The sequence below is a fragment of the Streptomyces sp. NPDC051684 genome, from assembly GCF_044453445.1.
In the GTDB taxonomy this organism is placed as follows: domain Bacteria; phylum Actinomycetota; class Actinomycetes; order Streptomycetales; family Streptomycetaceae; genus Streptomyces.
Window position 1 is genome coordinate 1 of the sequence record NZ_JBITCS010000028.1, and the last position, 18,058, is coordinate 18,058.

Here is an 18,058-nt window from a genome sequence, read left to right on the forward strand (position 1 = left end):
GAGGCGCCGATCTTCGACCTCGTCGACTACGGCGTCGTCGGCGACCTCTTCGACGTCGTCCCCGCCCTGACCGAAGAGGTCAAGACCCGCAAGGGTTAAGAGAGTTCGACACCATCGCCGCGCCCGGGAGCCTCACGCCTCCTGGGCGCGTCGGCGTGCGTAGTGCCCGGCCGCGGCCAGCGCGCCCGCGATGAGGACTCCGCCCAGGGCGAGTTGCGCGACGCTCAGCGTGCCCAGGGAGCCGCCGTCTCCGGCCTTGACCCCGCCCAGTTCGGTGCTCCCCCGGCCCGACACGGTGAGCGTCTGCCGCACCTCGGTGCCGCTCTCGCAGGTCACGGAGATCGGGAACGTTCCGGACCTGGCTCCCGACGGCACCTTGAACTGGCCGGTGACCGAGCCCTCCTGCGTCGCCGTCTGCAAGGGGAACTCGCCCGCCCCGAGGCTGTCGGCGTCCCCCGTCGCGGTCTGGTCCTCGCCGCAGGCGCTCGTGCTGGCCGTGACACTCGCCCCCGGGCCCGGGTCGGCGGGCACGAGTTCCAGTGTTCCCGAGGTGTCGGCCATCGGCGGGCTCTCGGTCCACGAGGTGTCGGTGTTCCACGCGGGATCGTCGTCCGCGGCCCAGGCCGCCGGGCACGCGAGCGCCCCGAAGGCGAGTGCGGCCGCGGCGACGGCGGCGGTCGGCCAGGACGCGGTGCGGCCCATGTGGATCCTCTCGGCGGGCCCGGCGGACGGACCACGGATGTGCGGATGCTCCGCGACCGATCCCACCGCGTGGACGCGCCCGCCGCCTGTCGAGGCGTCGAGTCGGGTGACACGCAAGCCCCTCCGGGGCCCGTCGGCACGCCCACCCGTGCGTCAGATCCCGGCGATCCGCCCGTGCGTCCGATGCGCGTCGACCAGCTTGACCCGCGCCGACTCGAGGCGGTGCGCCATCACCTCGGCCACCGCGTGCAGCACCGCGACACCGAGCCTCGGTTCCTGCTCGCACAGCGTCCGCACGGACCCGCCGTCGAACTCGTAGGCCCGCACCGTGCTGAACGCCTCCGCTCCGAAGTCCCATTCGTACGGCTCGAACAGCCAGGACCAGCCCAGCAGATCGCCGGGGCCGAGCGGATCGATGGGCAGCAGGGCCCGGTCGGAGACGCGGACGTCGAGGGTGACCATCCCGGTCCGGATGATCCAGAACCGGTCCGCCCGGTCCCCCTCCTCGAAGATCCGGGTGTCCTGGGCGAACGAGACCTCCTTGGCCAGGGGCATCAGCCGGTCCCGGTCCGCGTGCGAGAGCCGGTTCAGGAGTCGTGTCTGGGCCGTCATGGCGGCCACCTCCACCGTCGTGTCATTCCAGCGTACGTACGTCACGTTCGTGGCCCGCCCGGCTCGGCGGGGAGGATCACGGCCGCCACGAGCGGAGCGGCCGTCACCCGAACAGCGTATTTCCGGGCCGTACCGTGCGCACCTCGTGGACGGCGTCCCCCGTGTGCGGAGGCCGTATGGCGTACGTGGAGCGCGGTTGCGCCGAGCCGGTCCTACGTTTCCGGCATGGCGTCAATCTTCCGCTTTCGCCCTGCCCTGAGCAGGGCCGTTGTCACGTGCGGCGTGTGCGCGACGGTGTCCGTCGCCGCCGTCTGCCCGGCCGCCTCCGACCCGCCGGTGCCCGACCCGCCCGCGCCGCCGTCCGCCCTCACCGCGCTGTCGTGGGAGGTCATGGACGCGCGCACCGGTGACGTTCTCGCCGCGAAGGCGCCGCACCGCAGGCTGCCGCCCGCGAGCACGCTCAAGACCCTGTTCGCCCTCACCGTGCTGCCGAAGCTGCGCCAGGACGAGACGCACCGGGCGACGTACGGGGATCTCTCCGACGTCTCCGAGGGCAGCAGCCTCGTCGGGGTCGACGAGGGGCACCGCTACACGGTGGCCGACCTGTGGCGCGGGGTGTTCCTCAGCTCCGGCAACGACGCCGTGCACACGCTCGCCCACATGAACGGCGGCGTCGCCCGCACCGTCGCGCAGATGCAGGCGACCGCCCGCCGGATCGGCGCCCGCGACACCCAGGTCCGTTCCCCCGACGGCTACGACACGTCCGGCCAGTTCTCCTCGGCCCACGATCTGGCGCTGATCGCCCGTGAGGGCCTCAAGAATCACGACTTCCGGCGCTACATGGCCACGAAGTGGGCGCGCTTCCCGGCGGCCGGCGGTCCGCGGGCGTTCGGCATCGAGAACACCAACCGGCTCCTCGTGGGCTCGCACGGAGTGCGGCCGTATCCGGGCCTTATCGGCGTCAAGAACGGCTACACGTCCAAGGCCGGCTGCACCCTGGTCTCCGCCGCGACGCACGACGGCCGCACGGTCCTGGTGACCGTCATGAATCCGCAGAGCCCGGACTTCAACGCGGTCTACGAGGAGAGCCGCGCGCTGCTCGACTGGGGCGCCGAGGCGGCGCCGTTGCACGCGCAGCAGGCGGCGGCGTCCCGGCCCCCGTCGGCTCCGCAGCAGCTGGCGGCGGCCGCACCGGCGCCCGCGCCCGCCACGGGCGCCGAGGTGACGGCCGATACGTCGGGCGGGCTCGGCCGCCATCTCGGCGCAGCGGCCGGGCTGCTCGCGCTGGCGTGTGTGCCGGTGCTCCTCGGCAGGCGGCTGCGCCGACGACGGCGGCCGAGCGGGGCCCGCTGATGCCTGCGATAGCCGAATCCCCTCCTGTGCTGCGGCGCCGCCGCCCCACGTGGTCCTTCCTCGCGGCGGCGCTGCTCGCCGGTGTGCTGCTCGTCCATCACGGGATCTCCGGTGACGGGCCGCCGCAGCCCGAACCCGGCGCGGCGAAGCTCGGCACCAATACTCCGCCCGCCGACCCGTTGCCCGCCGCGGCGCCGCAGCGCATCCGCATCCCCGAGATCGGTGTGGACGCGCCGCTGACACGCGTCGGCCGGGACGCCGAGGGCTGGCTGGACGCGCCACCGCCGGAGAAGGCGAATCTGGCGGGCTGGTTCCCCGGCGCGGTCACGCCCGGCGAGCGCGGCACGGCGGTCGTCGATGGGCACGTCGACAACGCCGAGGGCCGCGCCGTCTTCTACGGGCTCGGCGCGCTCAAGAAGGGCGAGCACATCGAGATCGACCGCGCGGACGGCAGGACGGCCGTGTTCGAGATCCACGGCATCGACGTCGTCGACAAGAAGCACTTCCCGTCCCGCCGGGTCTACGGGGGCACCGGCCTGCCCGAACTCCGCGTCATCACCTGCGGCGGCACGTACAGCAAGAGCAGCGGATACGCGGGGAACGTCGTCCTCTACGGACTGCTCACCTCGGTCCGCGACCGCGCGTGACCCGGGATCTTCCCGGTCGGACGCTCTCAGTCGTGCGGGGCCTCTCCGGTCACCCGGTGGTCCGCGTGGCTCAGCGCCTCCGTCACCAGGCGCCGCAGGTGCCCGTCGGTGAGGCGGTAGTACATGTGCCGGCCCTCGCGGCGCGCCTCGACCAGGCCCGCGAGCCGGAGCTTCGCCAGGGGCTGGCTGACGGCCGTGCGCGAGGCGGCGACGCGGTCCGCGAGCGAGCCCACGTCCGACTCCTCCAGGGCGAGCAGCCACAGCACTGGAGCACGTGCACGTGGGGCTCGCCGCGGACCATCCGCATGTGCGCGACGCCGTACGGGTATCGGGCGCGTGGCGGCAGAGCCACCGGCGGTTCGGCGACGCGCTGCACGCGACCCGCTGAGCCGGTCGCCGGGCGCACGGCGCCGACCGGGCACCATGCTGCCCATGGGAATTCACGAACAGCAGGGGCCTGACGAACAGCAGGGGCCTGACGACCGGCGAGGGCTTCACGAGCGGTACGGGCTGACGCGACTGATCAACGCGCGGGGTCCGTTCACCCCGGCCGGTGTCTCGCGCAGCGAGGAGCGGATCGGGCGCGCGGTCGCGGAGGCGCTGTCCGGCTTCCTCGTCATGGAGGAGCTGCACGAGCTCGCCGACCGCACCCTCGCACGCGTCACGGGGGCGGAGGCCGGAACGGTCGTGCACTGCACGTCGTCGGCGATCACGTTGTCGGTCGCGGCCGCGATGACGGGCGAATCGGCGGAGCGGATCGCCGCGTTGCCGGACACCGACGGACTGCCCGCGCGCGTGGTGCTGCCCGCGGGCCACGCGGTCGACTACGGGCACCCGCTCGTCCAGGACATCCGGCTCGCGGGCGCCACGCCCGTCCTGTCGGGATCCGATGCCGCCTGCTCCCTGGAGGAGTTGGAGAAGGACCTCGCGCACCCCGGAACCGCGTGTCTCGTGCTGGTGTCGTCGCGGCTCACGCGCGGGGCACGCTTCCCGCTCGCAGAGGCGGTCGCGGCGGCGCACCGGCGCGGGGTGCCCGCGGTCGTCGACGGGGCCGCGCAGGACTTCCGGGTCGGTGAACTCCTGGACACCGGGGCCGATCTGGTGCTCGTCAGCGGACAGAAGTACCTGGGCGGCCCGACGGCGGGTCTGGTGCTCGGCCGCGCCGAGGCCGTGCGGGCGGTGCGGGCACAGGGCAGGGGCATCGGCCGGGCGATGAAGGCGAGCAAGGAGTCGATCGTGGGCACGCTGGCCGCGCTGGAGGCACGGCAGGAGCTGGACGTGTCCGCGTGGGCGCGGCGCCAGGCGGACAAGGTCGCGCGGTTCGCCGCCCGCGCCGCCGAGCTGCCCGGCCTCGCCGCGCACCCGGTGCCCGACCCGACCGGACTGCCGTTCCCGCGCGCGGCGTTGCGGGTCGACGCGGTGCGGACCGGGCTCGACGCGGCGGCCCTCGCGGACGCGCTCCGGGCCGGGGACCCGCGGATCTGGCTCTACACGGACCGCCAGGATGACGGCGAGCTGGCCCTGGAACTCGTACCGCTGACGGACGACGAGGTCGACGTGGTCCTGAGCAGGATGGCGGACGTGCTGGCCGAGGGTTCCGGCGTCGCTCGTGACCGGGCGGGCCAGCCCAGGTGAAGATTCCGGGCACATTTGCGTTAGTGAGCGGGCCTGCGTGTTACCCCGAGGGGTGAAGCGGTCAATGCTGGCCGTGGCGGGTTCGGCAGTGAGCCCGCCCCCGCTTCTCGGTGGGAGCCTTCACGGGCCGGGCCGGGAAGCGGGGCTTCAACGCGGTTCGGTCGCCACCGGGTCCGCCGTCGACCTGCGCTGGGCGAGTTGACGCTCCAGCTCGACGCGGATCGCCGGATCCAACTCGTGGGTGCGCGGCCACGCGATCAGTTGCCGGGCGACCAGCCGGAGCCGGGTGTTGGTGCGCATGGAGACCTCGCGCAGCACGTCCCAGGCCTCGGCCGGCGTGACACCGCCCACCGCGATCACGACGCCTATGGCCTGGTCGACCTCGGCGTGCGAGGTCACCGCCTCCTTCAGCTGCTCGACCTTCGCCTCGAGTTCGGCGGACCGCTCTTCCCTCTCGCGGGCAGCGTTCGCTGCACGTCGGCGAGCCGGGAGCATCACGGTGCACCTCCAAGTGCCGTGCCGGGCAAGGGAACCCGAGTGACCTTTTACCACTCCTGCCCGGCACTTCGCACGACAACCGCCCCTTCGCCCATGCGAGGGGCAGGTGCCCCGGGGCGGCCCCGCGGCCGGGCCACCCCTCCCCCACGGGCCACCTCAGGCGCGCGCCGCGGCCTGGCCGTCCTCGGCCGGCCGCACGTCGGCGGCCCGGTCCGTGCCCGCGGTGCGCAGCGCCGGGATGAGTGTCGCGACGGCGGCGGAGACCAGGGCGACACCGCAGCCGATCATCAGGCCGGTGCGGAATCCGCCCTCGGAGGCGAACGTGTAGCCGCCCATGGACATGGTCATCTGCGCGAGGACCACACCGATCACGGCGGAGCCGATGGTCGTACCGAGCGAGCGCATCAGGGTGTTGAAGCCGTTGGCCGCGGCCGTCTCGGAGAGCGGCACCGAGCCCATGATCAGCGCCGGCATGGCGCCATAGGCGAGGGCCACACCACTGTTGATCACGATGCCGGCGATCATGATGCCCCAGGCCGTCCCCATGAGCGGCAGGGCGACCCCGTATCCCACGGCGATCACGAGGGCGCCGCCGATGAGCGCGGTCTTCGGGCCGCGCGCGTTGATCAGCTTTCCGCCGAGCGGCGAGATGAGCATCATCATGACGCCGCCGGGCGCCATCCACAGACCGGCGGCCAGCATCGACTGGCCGAGTCCGTACCCGGTGGCCTCGGGGAACTGCAGGACCTGGGGCGCGATCAGCATGAACGAGTACATGCCGACGCCGATGAGGATCGAGGCGGCGTTGGTGAACAGCACGCGCGGGCGGGCGGTCGTGCGCAGGTCGACCAGCGGCTCGCGGGTGCGCAGTTCGTAGCGGCCCCAGACGAGAAGCGCCACGACGGCGACGCCGAACAGGCCCAGCGTGGTGCCCGACGACCAGCCCCAGTCGGCCCCCTTGGAGATGGCGAGCAGCAGCGAGACAAGGCCGATGGCCAGGCCGATCGCGCCCGGGGCGTCGAAGCGCTGCCCCTTTGCCCCGGCCGGGACGTCCGGCACGATCAGGAAGATCATGGCACCGATGATCAGGGCGAGCACGGCGGCGCCCCAGAACAGCACGCGCCAGTTCGCGTACTGCGCGACCGCGGCGGCGATCGGCAGGCCTATCGCACCGCCGATGCCCATGGACGCGCTGACCAGGGCGATGGAACCGCTGAGCTTCTCGGTGGGCACGACGTCGCGCAGCAGGGCGATGCCGAGCGGCACCATGCCCATGCCCATCCCCTGCAGCCCGCGCCCGATGATCATCGGCACGACGGACGACGACAGGGCGCACACCACTGAGCCGATGACCAGCGGCACCGCGCAGACCAGCATCATGCGGCGCTTGCCGATCAGGTCGCCGAGGCGTCCGGAAACGGGTACGCACACGCCCGAGACGAGCAGGGTGACCGTGATCACCCAGGCCGCGTTCGAGGCGGACGTGTCCAGGATCCGGGGCAGTTCGGCGATGAGCGGGGTCACCAGCGTCTGCATGATCGCGGCGACGGTTCCGGCGAGCGCGAGGGTGGCGACGACGACGCCCGACCTGCCGCTCGACTGGGGCGCATCCATGAAGGACTCCTCAATCTCTTCAAACTCTTCAACGTGTGCAACGATATGCATCGTACACATGACGTGTATCACGCATACTCCATGCATGACACACATATGTAACGGTGCGGCGCTCGAGCGGGGCAGGAGTCCGGATGGGACGCATCGGCGCCGAGGCCCTGCGATACGGTCGACCTGGGAGGACGCACGTACATGGACAAGCCATCGCACCTGGTCGAGTTCGAGCACATGGTGCTCGGCCGGCATCAGCTCGGCAGCGAGAAGCGGCGCCGCGAGGCCGCTCGCATGGAGCGAAGCGCATACATCCTGCTGAGCCGGATCAGGGTTCAGGGGCCGATGTCGATCGGGCAGCTCAGCGAGGCGCTGATGCTCGACGCGTCCACGCTCAACCGGCAGACGGCGAGCGCGATGCGGGCCGGCCTCCTGGAGCGGATCCCCGATCCGGACGGGGGCATGGCACGCAAGTTCCGGCTCACCGAAGAGGGCGAGCGGTGCCTCGACCACGAGCGCGCGACCCACGTCCAGGAGCTGGACAAGGTCTTCGAGGACTGGTCGGCCGACGACGTCGAGACCTTCGCCCACTACTTGCAGCGCTTCAACACCAGCATCGAACGGCTCAGCGGTCAGCCCTGGCCCCGCTCCTGAACCAGGCAGGAGAGCCGCCGAAGCCCTTCCCTTTTGCGGCGCGCATGGGTAGACGCGTGACATGCGATTCTTGTTTCACTACCCGGAGGCGCACGGGCCGGACGCCGACATGCTGGACGCCGGTCCGCTGACCGAAGTGGCGCGCGCCGCCGAGCAGTTCGGGTTCTCGGGGCTCTCCTTCAGCGAACACCCCGCTCCCGGCGCGCGCTGGCTGAACCACGGCGGGCACCAGACCCTCGACCCGTTCGTGGCGCTCTCCCACGCGGCGGCGGTCACCAGCCGGCTGCGCCTGCTGACGTATCTGGCGGTCGCCCCGTACCGCAATCCCCTGCTGCTGGCCAAGCAGGCGGCGACGCTCGACCGGCTCTCCGGCGGGCGGCTGGTCCTCGGCCTCGGCGCCGGGTATCTGAAGGGCGAGTTCCACGCCCTGGGCGTCGACTTCGAGGAACGCAACGCGCTCTTCGACGAGGTGCTCGACGTGCTGCCGCTGCACTGGAGCGGCGAGCCGTTCAGCTACGAGGGCCGGCACTTCAACGTCCGCGACGCGCAGGCCATGCCCCGTCCTGCGCAGCGGCCCGTTCCGTTGTGGATCGGCGGCAACTCACGGCTGACCCGGCGCCGGGTGGCCGAGCGGGCGCACGGCTGGATGCCGATGTCCGGCGGCCCCGAACTGAGCGCCACCGCCCGCACCCCGACGCTCGGCCCACTGCCCGAACTGGCGGGCGCCATCGCGGAGGTGCGCGACGCCACGGCCGCGGCCGGGCGCGGTGACCGCGTCGACGTCCTGCACTCCTACCGCGACGAGGCCCTCGCGGAGCCGGCCCGGGACGCGGACCGGCACCGGGAGGCCTTCGCCGCGCTGGAGAAGGCCGGGGTGACGTGGACGGCGGTGTCGTGTCCCAGCCGGTCGGCCGCGGCGACGATGGAGTTCCTGGAGGCGTTCGGGACGACGTACGCGGGGTGATGGCCGGGCGTCGGGAACCTCGCACGTCCCGTCGGGCGTCCTGATCTTCGTACTCGGGGGACGCGAACCGCACGGAGGTAGGGCCCGACCATGGAACACGACGTCAGGCCCTACCGGGGCACGCTGTACCGCTTCACTCTCTGGGTGTCGGCGGCCACCGCCGTGCTCGGATTCGCCGTCCTGGCGGGCGCGTTCGCCGCTGCGTGGGACGGCTTCGAGAACGTCCGGGACTACGCGGACCGCAACATAGCCAACGAGGACTCCTATGTCGCGTACGCGGACGGGGGCCTGGACCCCTTGCGGGCCGTCGGGGCCGTCGCGGCGCCGGTGTTCCTCCTGCTGGCGCTGGTCGTCGTCTCCGTGCTCCACAGCGCGCACGCGGTCGCCAGTTCGCACGCGCGGCGGGACGGCGGGCCGCTGTCCGTCGGCGAGTTCTGGCGGCGCACCCGCCCGCGGCTGTTCGCCGCCGTCGTCACCAATTTCCTGACCGGCGCCTTCGTCGCCACGGTGGTGTTCGCGGGCCTGGTCCTGTTCACCCTGGTCGACACCCACGAGGTGCCCGGCGTCGAACCCACTCCCCTGGGCGAGACCGCGTCCTGGCAGTACACGCTGGTGGGTTGGGTGCTGCCGATCACCATCTGGTCGCTCGGCCCGCTGCTCTGGTTCCGGCTGTCCGGGGCCACCGCCGAGACGGTCCTGGAGCGCCGCAATCCGTTCGCGGCGGTGTGGCGCTCCTGGGTGTTGACCCGCCGCGCCCGCCTGCGCACGTTCGGCCTGGGACTGCTGTGCTGCGCCGCGGCCGTGCTCGCCTACGTGGTCGTCGCGTACGCGGCCGGTCCCCTGAACCACTGGGCCGGGCTGGGCATGCTGTGGCTGAGCGACGACAACGTGTGGATGACCGGCGTACTGATGATCGTCTTCCCCACGGCGGTGGCGCTGCTCCTGCTGCCGCCGCTGGTCATGCCGCTGGTGTGCGGCGGGGTCGCGCGTCTGCACGGCGAGCTGCGCGCCCGCGAGGAAGCGGGGACCGGGGACGACGGGCCGGCCACGCGATCCGGGGCCGCAACGCGGCAGTGGAGCGGCCCTTGAGCGCCGACAGCCACACCCCCGAGCCGTACGCGAGGTCGTCGAGGCGGCGGGCGACCGCGTAGCTGACGGGGTCGAGGCGGGTGGGGTTCGGGCCGCGTCCGAGGGTCTCCAGGGCGACGTCGGCGACCGCCGCGACGGCCGTGGCGCGGCGCAGTCGCCGCGAGGCCAGACAGCCCACCGCCGTCAGGGGCCACCAGTGGCGGGTGAGCAGCGCCGCGCCCTGGGTGAGTGAGGCGAGCGAGCCGAGCGCCGTGAGCCGGGCCGCGTGCGGCAGCGGATGCGCGATGCCCTTGAGCTTCCGGGCGTTGCTCACCGTGGCCACCGCCGCGAGCCCGCCCGCCGCCGGCAGCGACCAACGGCGCTGCGCGAGCAGGACGACGAGCAGCGCCGCGCTCCACGGGGCGAGGATCGCGGGGGCGATGTTGTCGGGGTGGCGGCGGGCCAGGGGGTGCGCCCCGGTGCCGTAAACGGCCTTGCGACGGAACCAGTCCACGAGTTCGACGCGGTGTTCGTGGGCGGCCCGCACGGCGGGTTCGTAGCGAACGCGTCCGCCGTCGGCGGTCAGCCGCCAGCACAGGTCGACGTCCTCCCCCACGCGCATGGTGGCGTCGAAGCCGTCGGCCTTGAGGAGCGCGTCGGTGCGGGCGAGCATGCAGGCGCTGGGGACCCAGGAGACGGGCGTGCCGGTGCGCACCGCGGCGGGGTGGCGGCCCAGGTCGAGGGAGGAGCGGACGCTCTCGTAACGGCCCAGCCAGCGCTCGGCGTCGGGGCCCGGCAGCGCGGTGATGCGGGGGACGGCCAGGACGACGGCCGGATCGGCGAAGTGGCGCAGCAGGACGTCCACCGTGTCGGGCGCGAGGACGATGTCGGAGTCGACGAACGCCACGTACGGGGTGGTGACCTCGCGCAGGCCCGCGTTGCGGGCGCCGGCCGGGCCGAGGTTGGCGGGCAGCGGGAGCACGCGCGCGTGGTGGCGTGCGGCCACGGCGGCGACGGGGGCCGGTGCGTACGAGGCGTCGTCGACGACGATCACCGGGGCGTCGGCCGTGGTGGCGCGGATGCTCGCGAGCGCGCGGTCAAGTTGGTCGGGGCGGTCGCGGACGGGGATGGCGTACGTGACCGGGTCGTTCGGGGCGTCCGGGGTGTTCGGTGGCAGCTCGGCGACCAGTGGGTGCGCGAGGCCGGTCGCGAGGAGTCGGTCGGCGAGGACCGCTCCTGCCCGGTCGTGCACGCGCAGGGTGCGTCCGGTCAGGAGCGTGCGGGCCCGTGGTGTCAGCCGCAGCAGTCGCGTCGGGTGGCCGCCGAGCAGGGCGCGGCCGTCGTCGAGGACGCGGGTGCGCGGGTCGAGTGCGACGACGAAGCCGTGCGGGAGGGTCATGCGGCTCCTTGCGGTGCGGCGGCCCGGAGCAGCCTGCCCCGTGGGTCGGTGCGGCCGGTGGTGACGAGCCGTGCGGCGTTCGACACCATCGCCTCGACCAGTCCACGCCCTTCCTCGGCGGTGGCTCCGGTCGGGTCGCCGAGCACGCCGTTCGGGGAGACGCCGCGCACCCCGTGGGCCATGAGGCGGGGCAGCAGTTCGGACAGGGGGCGGGTGTCGCCGGGGGCCGCTTGCGAGAGGCGTACGTCGTCGGGGGCGAGGTGCAGCATGATCGAGGTCTCGGTGCGGCCGGCGTGGGCGTCGCCGTCCGGCGGGGCGCAGCCGAGCCAGGCCACGTCGTGGCCTTCGTGGCGGAGTTGGGTGCAGGCCGCGTCGAGGGTGGTGACGTTGCCGCCGTGGCCGTTGACCAAGACGACGCGGCCCGCCCACAGGGACAGGGACCGCATCGCCTCGACGAGGACCGCGTGCAGTGCCTCGTGGCCGATGGAGAGGGTGCCGGGGAATCCGGCGTGCTCACCGCTCGCACCGTAGGCGAGGGTGGGCGCCAACAGCGCCGACATGCCCGGGAGTTGACGCGCGATCCCTCGTGCCACCGCTTCGGCGATCGTGCTGTCGGTGTGCAACGGCAGGTGCGGGCCGTGCTGTTCGGTGGAGCCGACGGGGACGAGGACCAGGGCGCCCTGCGGTACCTCGGGCCAGGTCGCCCGCGCGAGCTCCACCGGTTCAGGCACGCGGGACCCCGAGGGTGCGGGTGAAGCCGTCCGGGATCACCAGGTCGTCGGGATCCAGTTCGTCGACGGAGGCGTGCCCGAGGCCGAGGACGGCGGAGTCGAGGCCGCCGCGCAGGATGTCCAGGACGTTCTCCACGCCCGCCTGCCCGTTCGCGGCCAGGCCCCACAGGTGGGCGCGCCCGATGAGGACGGCCCGGGCGCCGAGCGCGAGGGCCTTGGCGACATCGCCGCCGCGCCGCACGCCGCCGTCGAGGAGCACCTCGATGTCGGCGCCGACTGCTTCGGCAATCGCCGGGAGGAGGCGGATGGTGGCGGGGGTGGTGTCGAGATTGTTGCCACCATGGTTGGAGACCGAGATGCCGGTGACGCCCGCGTCGACGGCCCGCTTGGCGTCGTCGACCCTGCTGACGCCCTTGAGCAGGAACGGGCCGCCCCACTCCTTGCGCAGCCACTCCACGTCGTCCCAGGTGGGAGGCGGGGTCTGCAGCCATTCGCCGTAGGCGCCGAAGAACGTCGGGGCCTGCCCGCCGGGCGCCTGGAGGTTGGGCGTGGTCAGGTCGGGGAGCCGGCGGGCCCTGGCGAACGCGAGGAGCCAGCGCGGGTGCGGCAGTACGTCGGGGGCGAACCTGACGGCCGTGCGCAGGTCGAGGCGTTCCGGGATCGACGGGCTGCCCCAGTCGCGGCCGTTGGAGAACGACCAGTCCAGGGTGGCGATGAGCGCCTTGGCCCCGGCGGACCTGGCGCGCTCCATGCGCCGCACCATCGAGTCGCGGCTGCCCATCCAGTACATCTGGTAGAAGGTGTTCGGATTGGCCTCGGCGACCTCCTCGACGGACCTGCTCGCGAACGAGCTCAGGCCCATGATCACGCCCCGGTTGGCGGCGGCGCGCGCCACGGCGACCTCGCCCTCCGGGTGCACGGCCTGCACGCCGGTCGGCGAGATCAGCACCGGGAACGCGGACTCGACACCGAGGACGGTGGTCGTCAGATTCCGCTCGGCGTGGTGGCCCACCACCCTGGGGGCGAAGCCGAGTTCGGCGAACGCGCCGATGTTGTCGCTGATGGTGCGGCCGCGTTCGGAGCCGGCGACCAGGGCGCCGTAGACGCTGCCGGGCAGGTGCTTCTTGGCGCGCCGCTGGGCCTCGGCGACCGTTTCGAACCATGGGTTTCTTGCCATGGGGCGGCTGTCTCCTCGTCGGGTGAACGCGGGCGGGTGAGCGCGGTGGGGAGCGCGGCGTCAGGTGGCCGGGCCGATTCCCGCCACGGGGTTCTCGTCGCAGTCCGACACGGGCGGCCGCCGCGTGAGGGGCACGACGACGGGACCGGTGCGGTGGGAGTGGTCGCCGGACGGCTTCGGGATCGTGGCGCCGTCCCGCCCGCGCTCCGCGAGGAGCTGCTCCCCGTACCCCTGGACGCACTCCGGGTCGGGCCCGTCGAGCGGCAGCCCGGTGAAGAACTTCGCGGCCATGCAGCCGCCCTTGCAGGTGTCGTAGAACGCGCAGGACGCGCAGGCCCCGCCCTGCTGCGGCTCGCGCAGCCGGAGGAAGAGGTCGGACTCCCGCCACACCCCGGCGAAGCCTCCCGTGGCGCGCACGCTCCCCGCGAGGAACTCGTCGTGGATGGCGAACGGGCAGGCGTAGACGTCACCGACCGGGTCGATGAGACACACCACGCGACCGGCTCCGCACAGGTTGAGGCCCGACAGCGGCTCCCCGTACGCGGACAGGTGGAAGAACGAGTCCCCGGTGAGGACCTCCCCGTCGTGCGCCACCAGCCAGTCGTAGAGCTGCCGTTGCTGGGCGGGCAACGGGTGCAGCTCGTCCCACACGTCGGCGCCGCGGCCCGAGGGGCGCAGCCGGGTGAGGCGGAGTTGGGCGCCGTACCGGTCGGCGAGCGCCTTGAAGTCGTCCATCTGCGGGATGTTGTGCCGGGTGCAGACGACGGACAGCTTGAAGTTCTTCATGCCGGCGTCGGCGAGATGGCCCATGGCGCGCAGCGCGGTGTCGTACGAACCGGCGCCGCGCACCGCGTCGTTGACGTCGGCGGTGGCGCCGTCGAGGGAGATCTGTACGTCGATGTAGTCGTTGGCGGCGAGGCGGCGGGCGACATCCGGGGTGATGCGCACACCGTTGGTGGAGAACTTGACGCCGACGTGGTGGGCGGTGGCGTAGTCGAGCAGCTCGAAGAAGTCGGGGCGCACGGTCGGCTCGCCACCGCCGATGTTGACGTAGAAGACCTGCATGGCCTCCAGTTCGTCGATGACCGCCTTGGCTTCGGCGGTGGTGAGCTCGCGCGGGTCGCGACGGCCCGAGCTGGACAGGCAGTGGGAACAGGACAGGTTGCAGGCGTAGGTGAGTTCCCACGTGAGGCAGATCGGCGCGTCGAGGCCGTATTCGAAGAGGTCCACCAGGCGTTCACCGGGCTTGGCGGCCACGGGAGTCGAGGTCACGGTGTCGGGCTCCTTTCGACCAGCATCGACGAGCGGGCCAGGACGGCGAGGGCGCGCGCGTACCGCGCCGTGTCGGCGTCGCCCACGCCCGCGCTCGCGCAGGCGGCACGTGCGGTGGGCGACCCCGAAAGGGCCTGGACCACGGAGAGCAGTCCCCGGTCCTTGAGGAAGGACAGTTTGCGCGTGCCGAAGTGGTACAGCAGCGCGCCGAAGGGTTCGGGCCGGACCGACACCTGGGGGTGCACGTCCCAGGCGCGGTCCAGGTCGAGCGCGGAGGCGGGCACGGGGGCGGGCACGGAGGCGGGCACGATCAGTACACGCCGCACATGCCGTCGATCGAGACCTCTTCGACCAGGTCGTCGGCCTCGATGAGGGGTTCGTCGACCGGAGCGGTGGAGGTGGTCGGCGGCTCGGGGGTGGCGGGGGTTTCGAGCTGTTCGTTCATGCGGAACTCCCTGATACCGGTGGGTGGTTGAGGGTGTGCCCGAACGGCACCGAGAGTATTGGCATGCGATGCCAAAAGAAAGGGGGCGGGCATCGACCGGGGCCTTGCGCGCTGTCGTCGCGCGGGATTGGATCCGGTCCCATGGCCCCGATCGCGTCAGCCCGCCCCGATGTGCTGGTAGTCGGCGCCGGTGGCGCGGGCGCCGTGCTGGCGGCGCGGCTGAGCGAGGACGCCGACCGCGGCGTGCTGCTGCTGGAGGCCGGTCCGGTGCCGACGGCCTTCGATCCGGCCCTGCTGGACGCACGCCTCGTACCGGGCGCCCGGCCGAGCCATCCCGCCACCTTCTCCCATCCCGTACGACTCGCCCCGCAGCGGCCGTGGTCGGTGCCGCGCGGTCGGGTCCTCGGCGGGTCCACCACGGTCAACGGCGGGTACTTCGTGCGGGCCCGGCGCGCGGACTTCGAGCGGTGGGCCGGGGCGGGGAACCCCGCGTGGGCGTACGAACGGGTGCTGCCGTTGCTGCGCCGCCTGGAGAACGATCTCGACTTCGGCGGGGGCGGGCCGCACGGCGACCGCGGACCGATGAGTGTCGCGCGTGCCCCGCTCACCCATCCCGCGGCCGCCGCCTTCCGCGCTGCCGCCGCCGCGCTCGGCTTCCCGGCGGAACCCGACAAGAACGGGCCGGGGCCACCGGGTTTCGGCCCTGTGCCCTCGAACTCCGTCGACGGGGTCCGGATCAACACCGGCCTCGCCCATCTGCCGCCGGAGGTGCGGGCTCGCCCCAACCTCACTGTTGCGGGCGGGTGTTCGGTCCTCCGGGTGGTCGTGGAGCGTGGGCGCACCACAGGCGTCGTGGTCGAGCGGGACGGCGGGGCGCGGGAGACGATCAGCGCCGGGTGCGTGGTGCTGTCTGCGGGGGCGCTCGTCACACCCCACCTGCTGCTGCTCTCCGGGATCGGGCCACGCGCCGACCTCGAACGGGCCGGGGTCACCGTCGTACGAGACACACCTGCCGTCGGCGCCCGCCTGTCCGACCATCCGCAACTGGTCCTGGACTGGCGGCCACGCGACGAACTCGACCCGCCCACCACCACCTGGCTCGGCGGCTGCCTGCACATCAACTCCCGTGCGGGGGCGACCGATCGGCCCGGTGACATCGAGATCCTCCAGTCCTTGGTGCCGATGGCGGGGCTCGTCGCCGGGACCGTCCGCGTACCGGGCGCCCCGCTCTCGTTCCTCGCCTCCGTGCAGACGCCGCGCCCGACGGGCCGGCTGCGGCTGCGCTCCGCCGATCCCGCGGTCGCCCCCGCCATCGACTACGACTACCTGGGCAAGGACCGCGACGACGAGGTCCTGCGCCGCCTGCGGGTGGCCGTGCGCACGACGGCCGATCTCTTGGACACCTCGCCGTTCAAGGACCTCTCCGACGGCGGCCTGCTCGCTCCCGGCCCCGACGTCCTCGGCGACGTCCGCGCGCTCGACACGTGGATTCGCCGGCATCTCGGCACGGCACACCACACCTGCGGCACCGTCCCGATGGGCCCGGCGGTCGACCAGTGCGGGCGTGTGCACGGGGTGCGCGGGCTGCGCGTGGCGGACACGTCGATGCTGCCGGACACACCCCATCGGGGCCCCGCCGCGACGGCCGTACTGATCGGTGAGCTGATCGCCGATGCGATGCGGCGCGAGCTGCCGTGAGTCCCGGAGCTACGGGGAAGGCGGCCCGCCGAGCCCGTCCTCCAGGTGCCGGATCGCGGTGTCCAGCAGGTCGCTCAGCTCCGCGTCCGGCACCGCGAGCCAGTGCTCGTACGCCGTGACCGCCGCGGCCAGGACGGCATGGCCGTAGAGCCGCGGGCGGGCGTCGGACGGGGCGAGACGGAGGCGGTGGGCCGCGAAGTCCGTGACGATCGCGCGCCACGAGGCGTAACGCAAGGTGGCATCGGCCTGGAGGGTGGGCACGGACAGGATCAGCCGCATGCGCTGCCGGTGCCAGGGCACGACGGTGGTGTCGAACCGGTTGAAGTCGACGACGGCCGCGCGCAGCGCCGTCATGATCGGGACATCGGAGCCGGTGGCGCTCAACAGCTCGCGGAATCCGGCCAGTTGCTGCTCGAAGTCGCCCCACACGAGGTCGTTCTTCGACGCGAAGTAGCGGAAGAAGGTCCGCCGGGCGATGCCGGCCGCGCCCGCGATGTCGTCGACCGTCGTGGCGTCGAAGCCCTGCCGGGCGAACAGCTCGAAGCCGATCCGTTCGAGGTCGGCGCGGGAGGTGGCACGCGGGCGGCCGCCCTTCGACGACCGGTCGACACGTTCGGCCACGCGGCCCGTCGGCGACTCCACATCCGCTCCTTCGTCAGGGGACCGAAGATACCTCCGGTCGTCCGTCGACGCCCTGACATGCCTTCAACTCTGCGGCGGTTACGGATATACACGCGGGGACGGGCGAGATCATGACGACGAGCGTCGCGGCCCGGCCGGAGCTGTGAGGGAGTTGGCGCGTTGAACGGTACACAGGCGGACACGGAACAGGACTTCGGCTCCCGCAAGGGCGCCGCATTCGTGGCGGGCGGCACCGGCGGCATCGGCGCGGCGGTCGTGCGCACGCTGGCCCGGCGCGGCAGCACGGTGCTGTTCACGTATCGCTCGAACCAGGAGGCGGCCGAGGCCCTCTGTGCCGAACTCCGCGCCGAGGGCGGACTGGTGGAGTCCGTGCGGGCGGACCTCACGGACGAGGCCGAGGCGGCGCGCGCGATCGGGGCGGCGGTGGACCGCTTCGGCGCGCTGCACACACTCGTCCACGCGGCGGGCCCGCACGTCCCTATGGTGCACCTGAGCCAGGTGCCGCCGTCCCGGTACCGGGAACAGCTGCACACCGAGGCCCAGGCCTTCTACAACCTGGTGCACCCCGCACTCGCCCCGCTGCGGGAAACCGGCGGCAGCGTCGTCGCGGTCACCACCGCCGCCACCCGCCGCTATCCCGTCCGCGACGGGCTGTCCGCTGGCACGAAGGGCGCGGTGGAGGCGGTGGTCCGTGCGCTCGCGGCCGAGGAGGGGCGTTACGGGGTCCGCTTCAACTGCGTCGGCCCCGGCATGCTGACCGACGGCATCGCCGCCCGCCTCATCGAGGACGGTGAACTCGACGACGCCGCCCTCCAGGTGACGCGTCGTAACATTCCCCTGCGCCGTTTCGGGACCGCACAGGACATCGCGGAGGCGGTCGCGTTCCTGGCGTCGGACCGGGCCGGGTTCATCACGGGACAGCACTTGGCGGTGGACGGTGGTTACACCGTCTGAGA

19 protein-coding genes and 2 pseudogenes are annotated in these 18,058 nt (G+C 72.9%); 9 read left to right on the forward strand and 12 right to left on the reverse strand.

All coding sequences use genetic code 11. From position 1 onward, the window contains the following. Positions 1–99, forward strand: a pseudogene (locus ACIA8D_RS29285) (electron transfer flavoprotein subunit alpha/FixB family protein); the annotation flags it as partial. A 33-nt stretch (positions 100–132) separates the two neighbouring features. On the opposite strand, the gene ACIA8D_RS29290 reads toward ACIA8D_RS29285, so the two are convergent. Together ACIA8D_RS29290 and ACIA8D_RS29295 are read right to left on the reverse strand one after the other, a co-directional pair. Further along, complete coding sequence (locus ACIA8D_RS29290) at positions 133–819, reverse strand: hypothetical protein (protein WP_399236930.1); 687 nt, start codon at positions 817–819, stop codon at positions 133–135. A 36-nt stretch (positions 820–855) separates the two neighbouring features. Next, positions 856–1,314, reverse strand: coding sequence for a cyclic nucleotide-binding domain-containing protein (locus ACIA8D_RS29295; protein ID WP_399236932.1), 459 nt, complete (start codon positions 1,312–1,314; stop codon positions 856–858). Positions 1,315–1,539: 225 nt separating this feature from the next. Between ACIA8D_RS29295 and ACIA8D_RS29300 the strand changes: the two genes are divergently transcribed. After that, positions 1,540–2,667 carry a D-alanyl-D-alanine carboxypeptidase family protein gene (locus ACIA8D_RS29300; protein WP_399236934.1) on the forward strand — a complete coding sequence of 376 codons (1,128 nt, stop codon included), beginning with the start codon at positions 1,540–1,542 and terminating at the stop codon, positions 2,665–2,667. Next, positions 2,667–3,314, forward strand: coding sequence for a class F sortase (locus ACIA8D_RS29305; protein ID WP_399236936.1), 648 nt, complete (start codon positions 2,667–2,669; stop codon positions 3,312–3,314). Before ACIA8D_RS29300 ends, ACIA8D_RS29305 begins: the two co-directional genes overlap by 1 nt. A gap of 26 nt (positions 3,315–3,340) precedes the next feature. Here the strand turns inward: ACIA8D_RS29305 and ACIA8D_RS29310 are convergent, their stop codons facing one another. Next, positions 3,341–3,643: an ArsR/SmtB family transcription factor gene (locus ACIA8D_RS29310; RefSeq protein ID WP_399237095.1), complete on the reverse strand. Its 303-nt coding sequence runs from the start codon at positions 3,641–3,643 to the stop codon at positions 3,341–3,343. Between the two features lie 103 nt (positions 3,644–3,746). Here ACIA8D_RS29310 and ACIA8D_RS29315 point away from each other — a divergent pair, with 103 nt between their 5' ends. Further along, positions 3,747–4,949: an aminotransferase class V-fold PLP-dependent enzyme gene (locus tag ACIA8D_RS29315; protein WP_399236938.1), complete on the forward strand. Its 1,203-nt coding sequence runs from the start codon at positions 3,747–3,749 to the stop codon at positions 4,947–4,949. Between the two features lie 147 nt (positions 4,950–5,096). Here the strand turns inward: ACIA8D_RS29315 and ACIA8D_RS29320 are convergent, their stop codons facing one another. Together ACIA8D_RS29320 and ACIA8D_RS29325 are read right to left on the reverse strand one after the other, a co-directional pair. Further along, a complete protein-coding gene (locus ACIA8D_RS29320; RefSeq protein WP_399236940.1) occupies positions 5,097–5,444 on the reverse strand; it encodes an ANTAR domain-containing protein in 348 nt (115 codons plus the stop codon). Between the two features lie 159 nt (positions 5,445–5,603). Then, on the reverse strand, positions 5,604–7,061 hold the full coding sequence (locus tag ACIA8D_RS29325; protein ID WP_399236942.1) for an MFS transporter: 1,458 nt from the start codon (positions 7,059–7,061) through the stop codon (positions 5,604–5,606). A 192-nt stretch (positions 7,062–7,253) separates the two neighbouring features. On the opposite strand from ACIA8D_RS29325, the gene ACIA8D_RS29330 reads away from it, so the two are divergent. The 3 genes from ACIA8D_RS29330 to ACIA8D_RS29340 all read left to right on the forward strand — a co-directional run bounded on the left by ACIA8D_RS29330 (position 7,254) and on the right by ACIA8D_RS29340 (position 9,759). Continuing rightward, positions 7,254–7,706 carry a MarR family winged helix-turn-helix transcriptional regulator gene (locus tag ACIA8D_RS29330; protein ID WP_399236944.1) on the forward strand — a complete coding sequence of 151 codons (453 nt, stop codon included), beginning with the start codon at positions 7,254–7,256 and terminating at the stop codon, positions 7,704–7,706. Positions 7,707–7,767: 61 nt separating this feature from the next. Continuing rightward, positions 7,768–8,670, forward strand: coding sequence for an LLM class F420-dependent oxidoreductase (locus ACIA8D_RS29335; RefSeq protein WP_399236945.1), 903 nt, complete (start codon positions 7,768–7,770; stop codon positions 8,668–8,670). A 90-nt stretch (positions 8,671–8,760) separates the two neighbouring features. After that, entirely contained in the window at positions 8,761–9,759 is a 999-nt protein-coding gene (locus ACIA8D_RS29340; RefSeq protein ID WP_399236947.1) for a hypothetical protein, read from the forward strand. 22 nt (positions 9,760–9,781) lie between these two features. Here ACIA8D_RS29340 and mftF read toward each other — a convergent pair. From mftF to mftA, 6 genes and pseudogenes are all read right to left on the reverse strand, one after another. Beyond that, positions 9,782–11,137 (reverse strand): annotated as a pseudogene (gene mftF / locus ACIA8D_RS29345) (mycofactocin biosynthesis glycosyltransferase MftF); the annotation flags it as partial. Then, complete coding sequence (gene mftE, locus ACIA8D_RS29350; RefSeq protein WP_399236948.1) at positions 11,134–11,868, reverse strand: mycofactocin biosynthesis peptidyl-dipeptidase MftE; 735 nt, start codon at positions 11,866–11,868, stop codon at positions 11,134–11,136. The gene mftE and the pseudogene mftF, both read right to left, overlap by 4 nt. Continuing rightward, positions 11,861–13,045: a pre-mycofactocin synthase MftD gene (gene mftD, locus ACIA8D_RS29355; protein ID WP_399236950.1), complete on the reverse strand. Its 1,185-nt coding sequence runs from the start codon at positions 13,043–13,045 to the stop codon at positions 11,861–11,863. The genes mftE and mftD overlap by 8 nt, the downstream gene beginning before the upstream one ends. A 60-nt stretch (positions 13,046–13,105) precedes the next feature. Further along, a complete protein-coding gene (gene mftC, locus ACIA8D_RS29360) occupies positions 13,106–14,317 on the reverse strand; it encodes a mycofactocin radical SAM maturase (protein ID WP_399236952.1) in 1,212 nt (403 codons plus the stop codon). After that, positions 14,314–14,643: a mycofactocin biosynthesis chaperone MftB gene (gene mftB / locus ACIA8D_RS29365; protein WP_399236954.1), complete on the reverse strand. Its 330-nt coding sequence runs from the start codon at positions 14,641–14,643 to the stop codon at positions 14,314–14,316. Before mftB ends, mftC begins: the two co-directional genes overlap by 4 nt. Further along, a complete protein-coding gene (gene mftA / locus ACIA8D_RS29370; RefSeq protein WP_399236957.1) occupies positions 14,628–14,762 on the reverse strand; it encodes a mycofactocin precursor MftA in 135 nt (44 codons plus the stop codon). Before mftA ends, mftB begins: the two co-directional genes overlap by 16 nt. 141 nt (positions 14,763–14,903) lie before the next feature. Here mftA and ACIA8D_RS29375 point away from each other — a divergent pair, with 141 nt between their 5' ends. Beyond that, entirely contained in the window at positions 14,904–16,460 is a 1,557-nt protein-coding gene (locus ACIA8D_RS29375; protein WP_399236958.1) for a GMC family oxidoreductase, read from the forward strand. 9 nt (positions 16,461–16,469) lie between these two features. On the opposite strand, the gene mftR is transcribed toward ACIA8D_RS29375, so the two are convergent. After that, positions 16,470–17,102 carry a mycofactocin system transcriptional regulator gene (mftR, locus tag ACIA8D_RS29380; protein ID WP_399236960.1) on the reverse strand — a complete coding sequence of 211 codons (633 nt, stop codon included), beginning with the start codon at positions 17,100–17,102 and terminating at the stop codon, positions 16,470–16,472. A gap of 159 nt (positions 17,103–17,261) precedes the next feature. Here mftR and ACIA8D_RS29385 point away from each other — a divergent pair, with 159 nt between their 5' ends. Beyond that, positions 17,262–18,056: an SDR family NAD(P)-dependent oxidoreductase gene (locus tag ACIA8D_RS29385; protein ID WP_399236962.1), complete on the forward strand. Its 795-nt coding sequence runs from the start codon at positions 17,262–17,264 to the stop codon at positions 18,054–18,056. Positions 18,057–18,058: the final 2 nt, after the last annotated feature.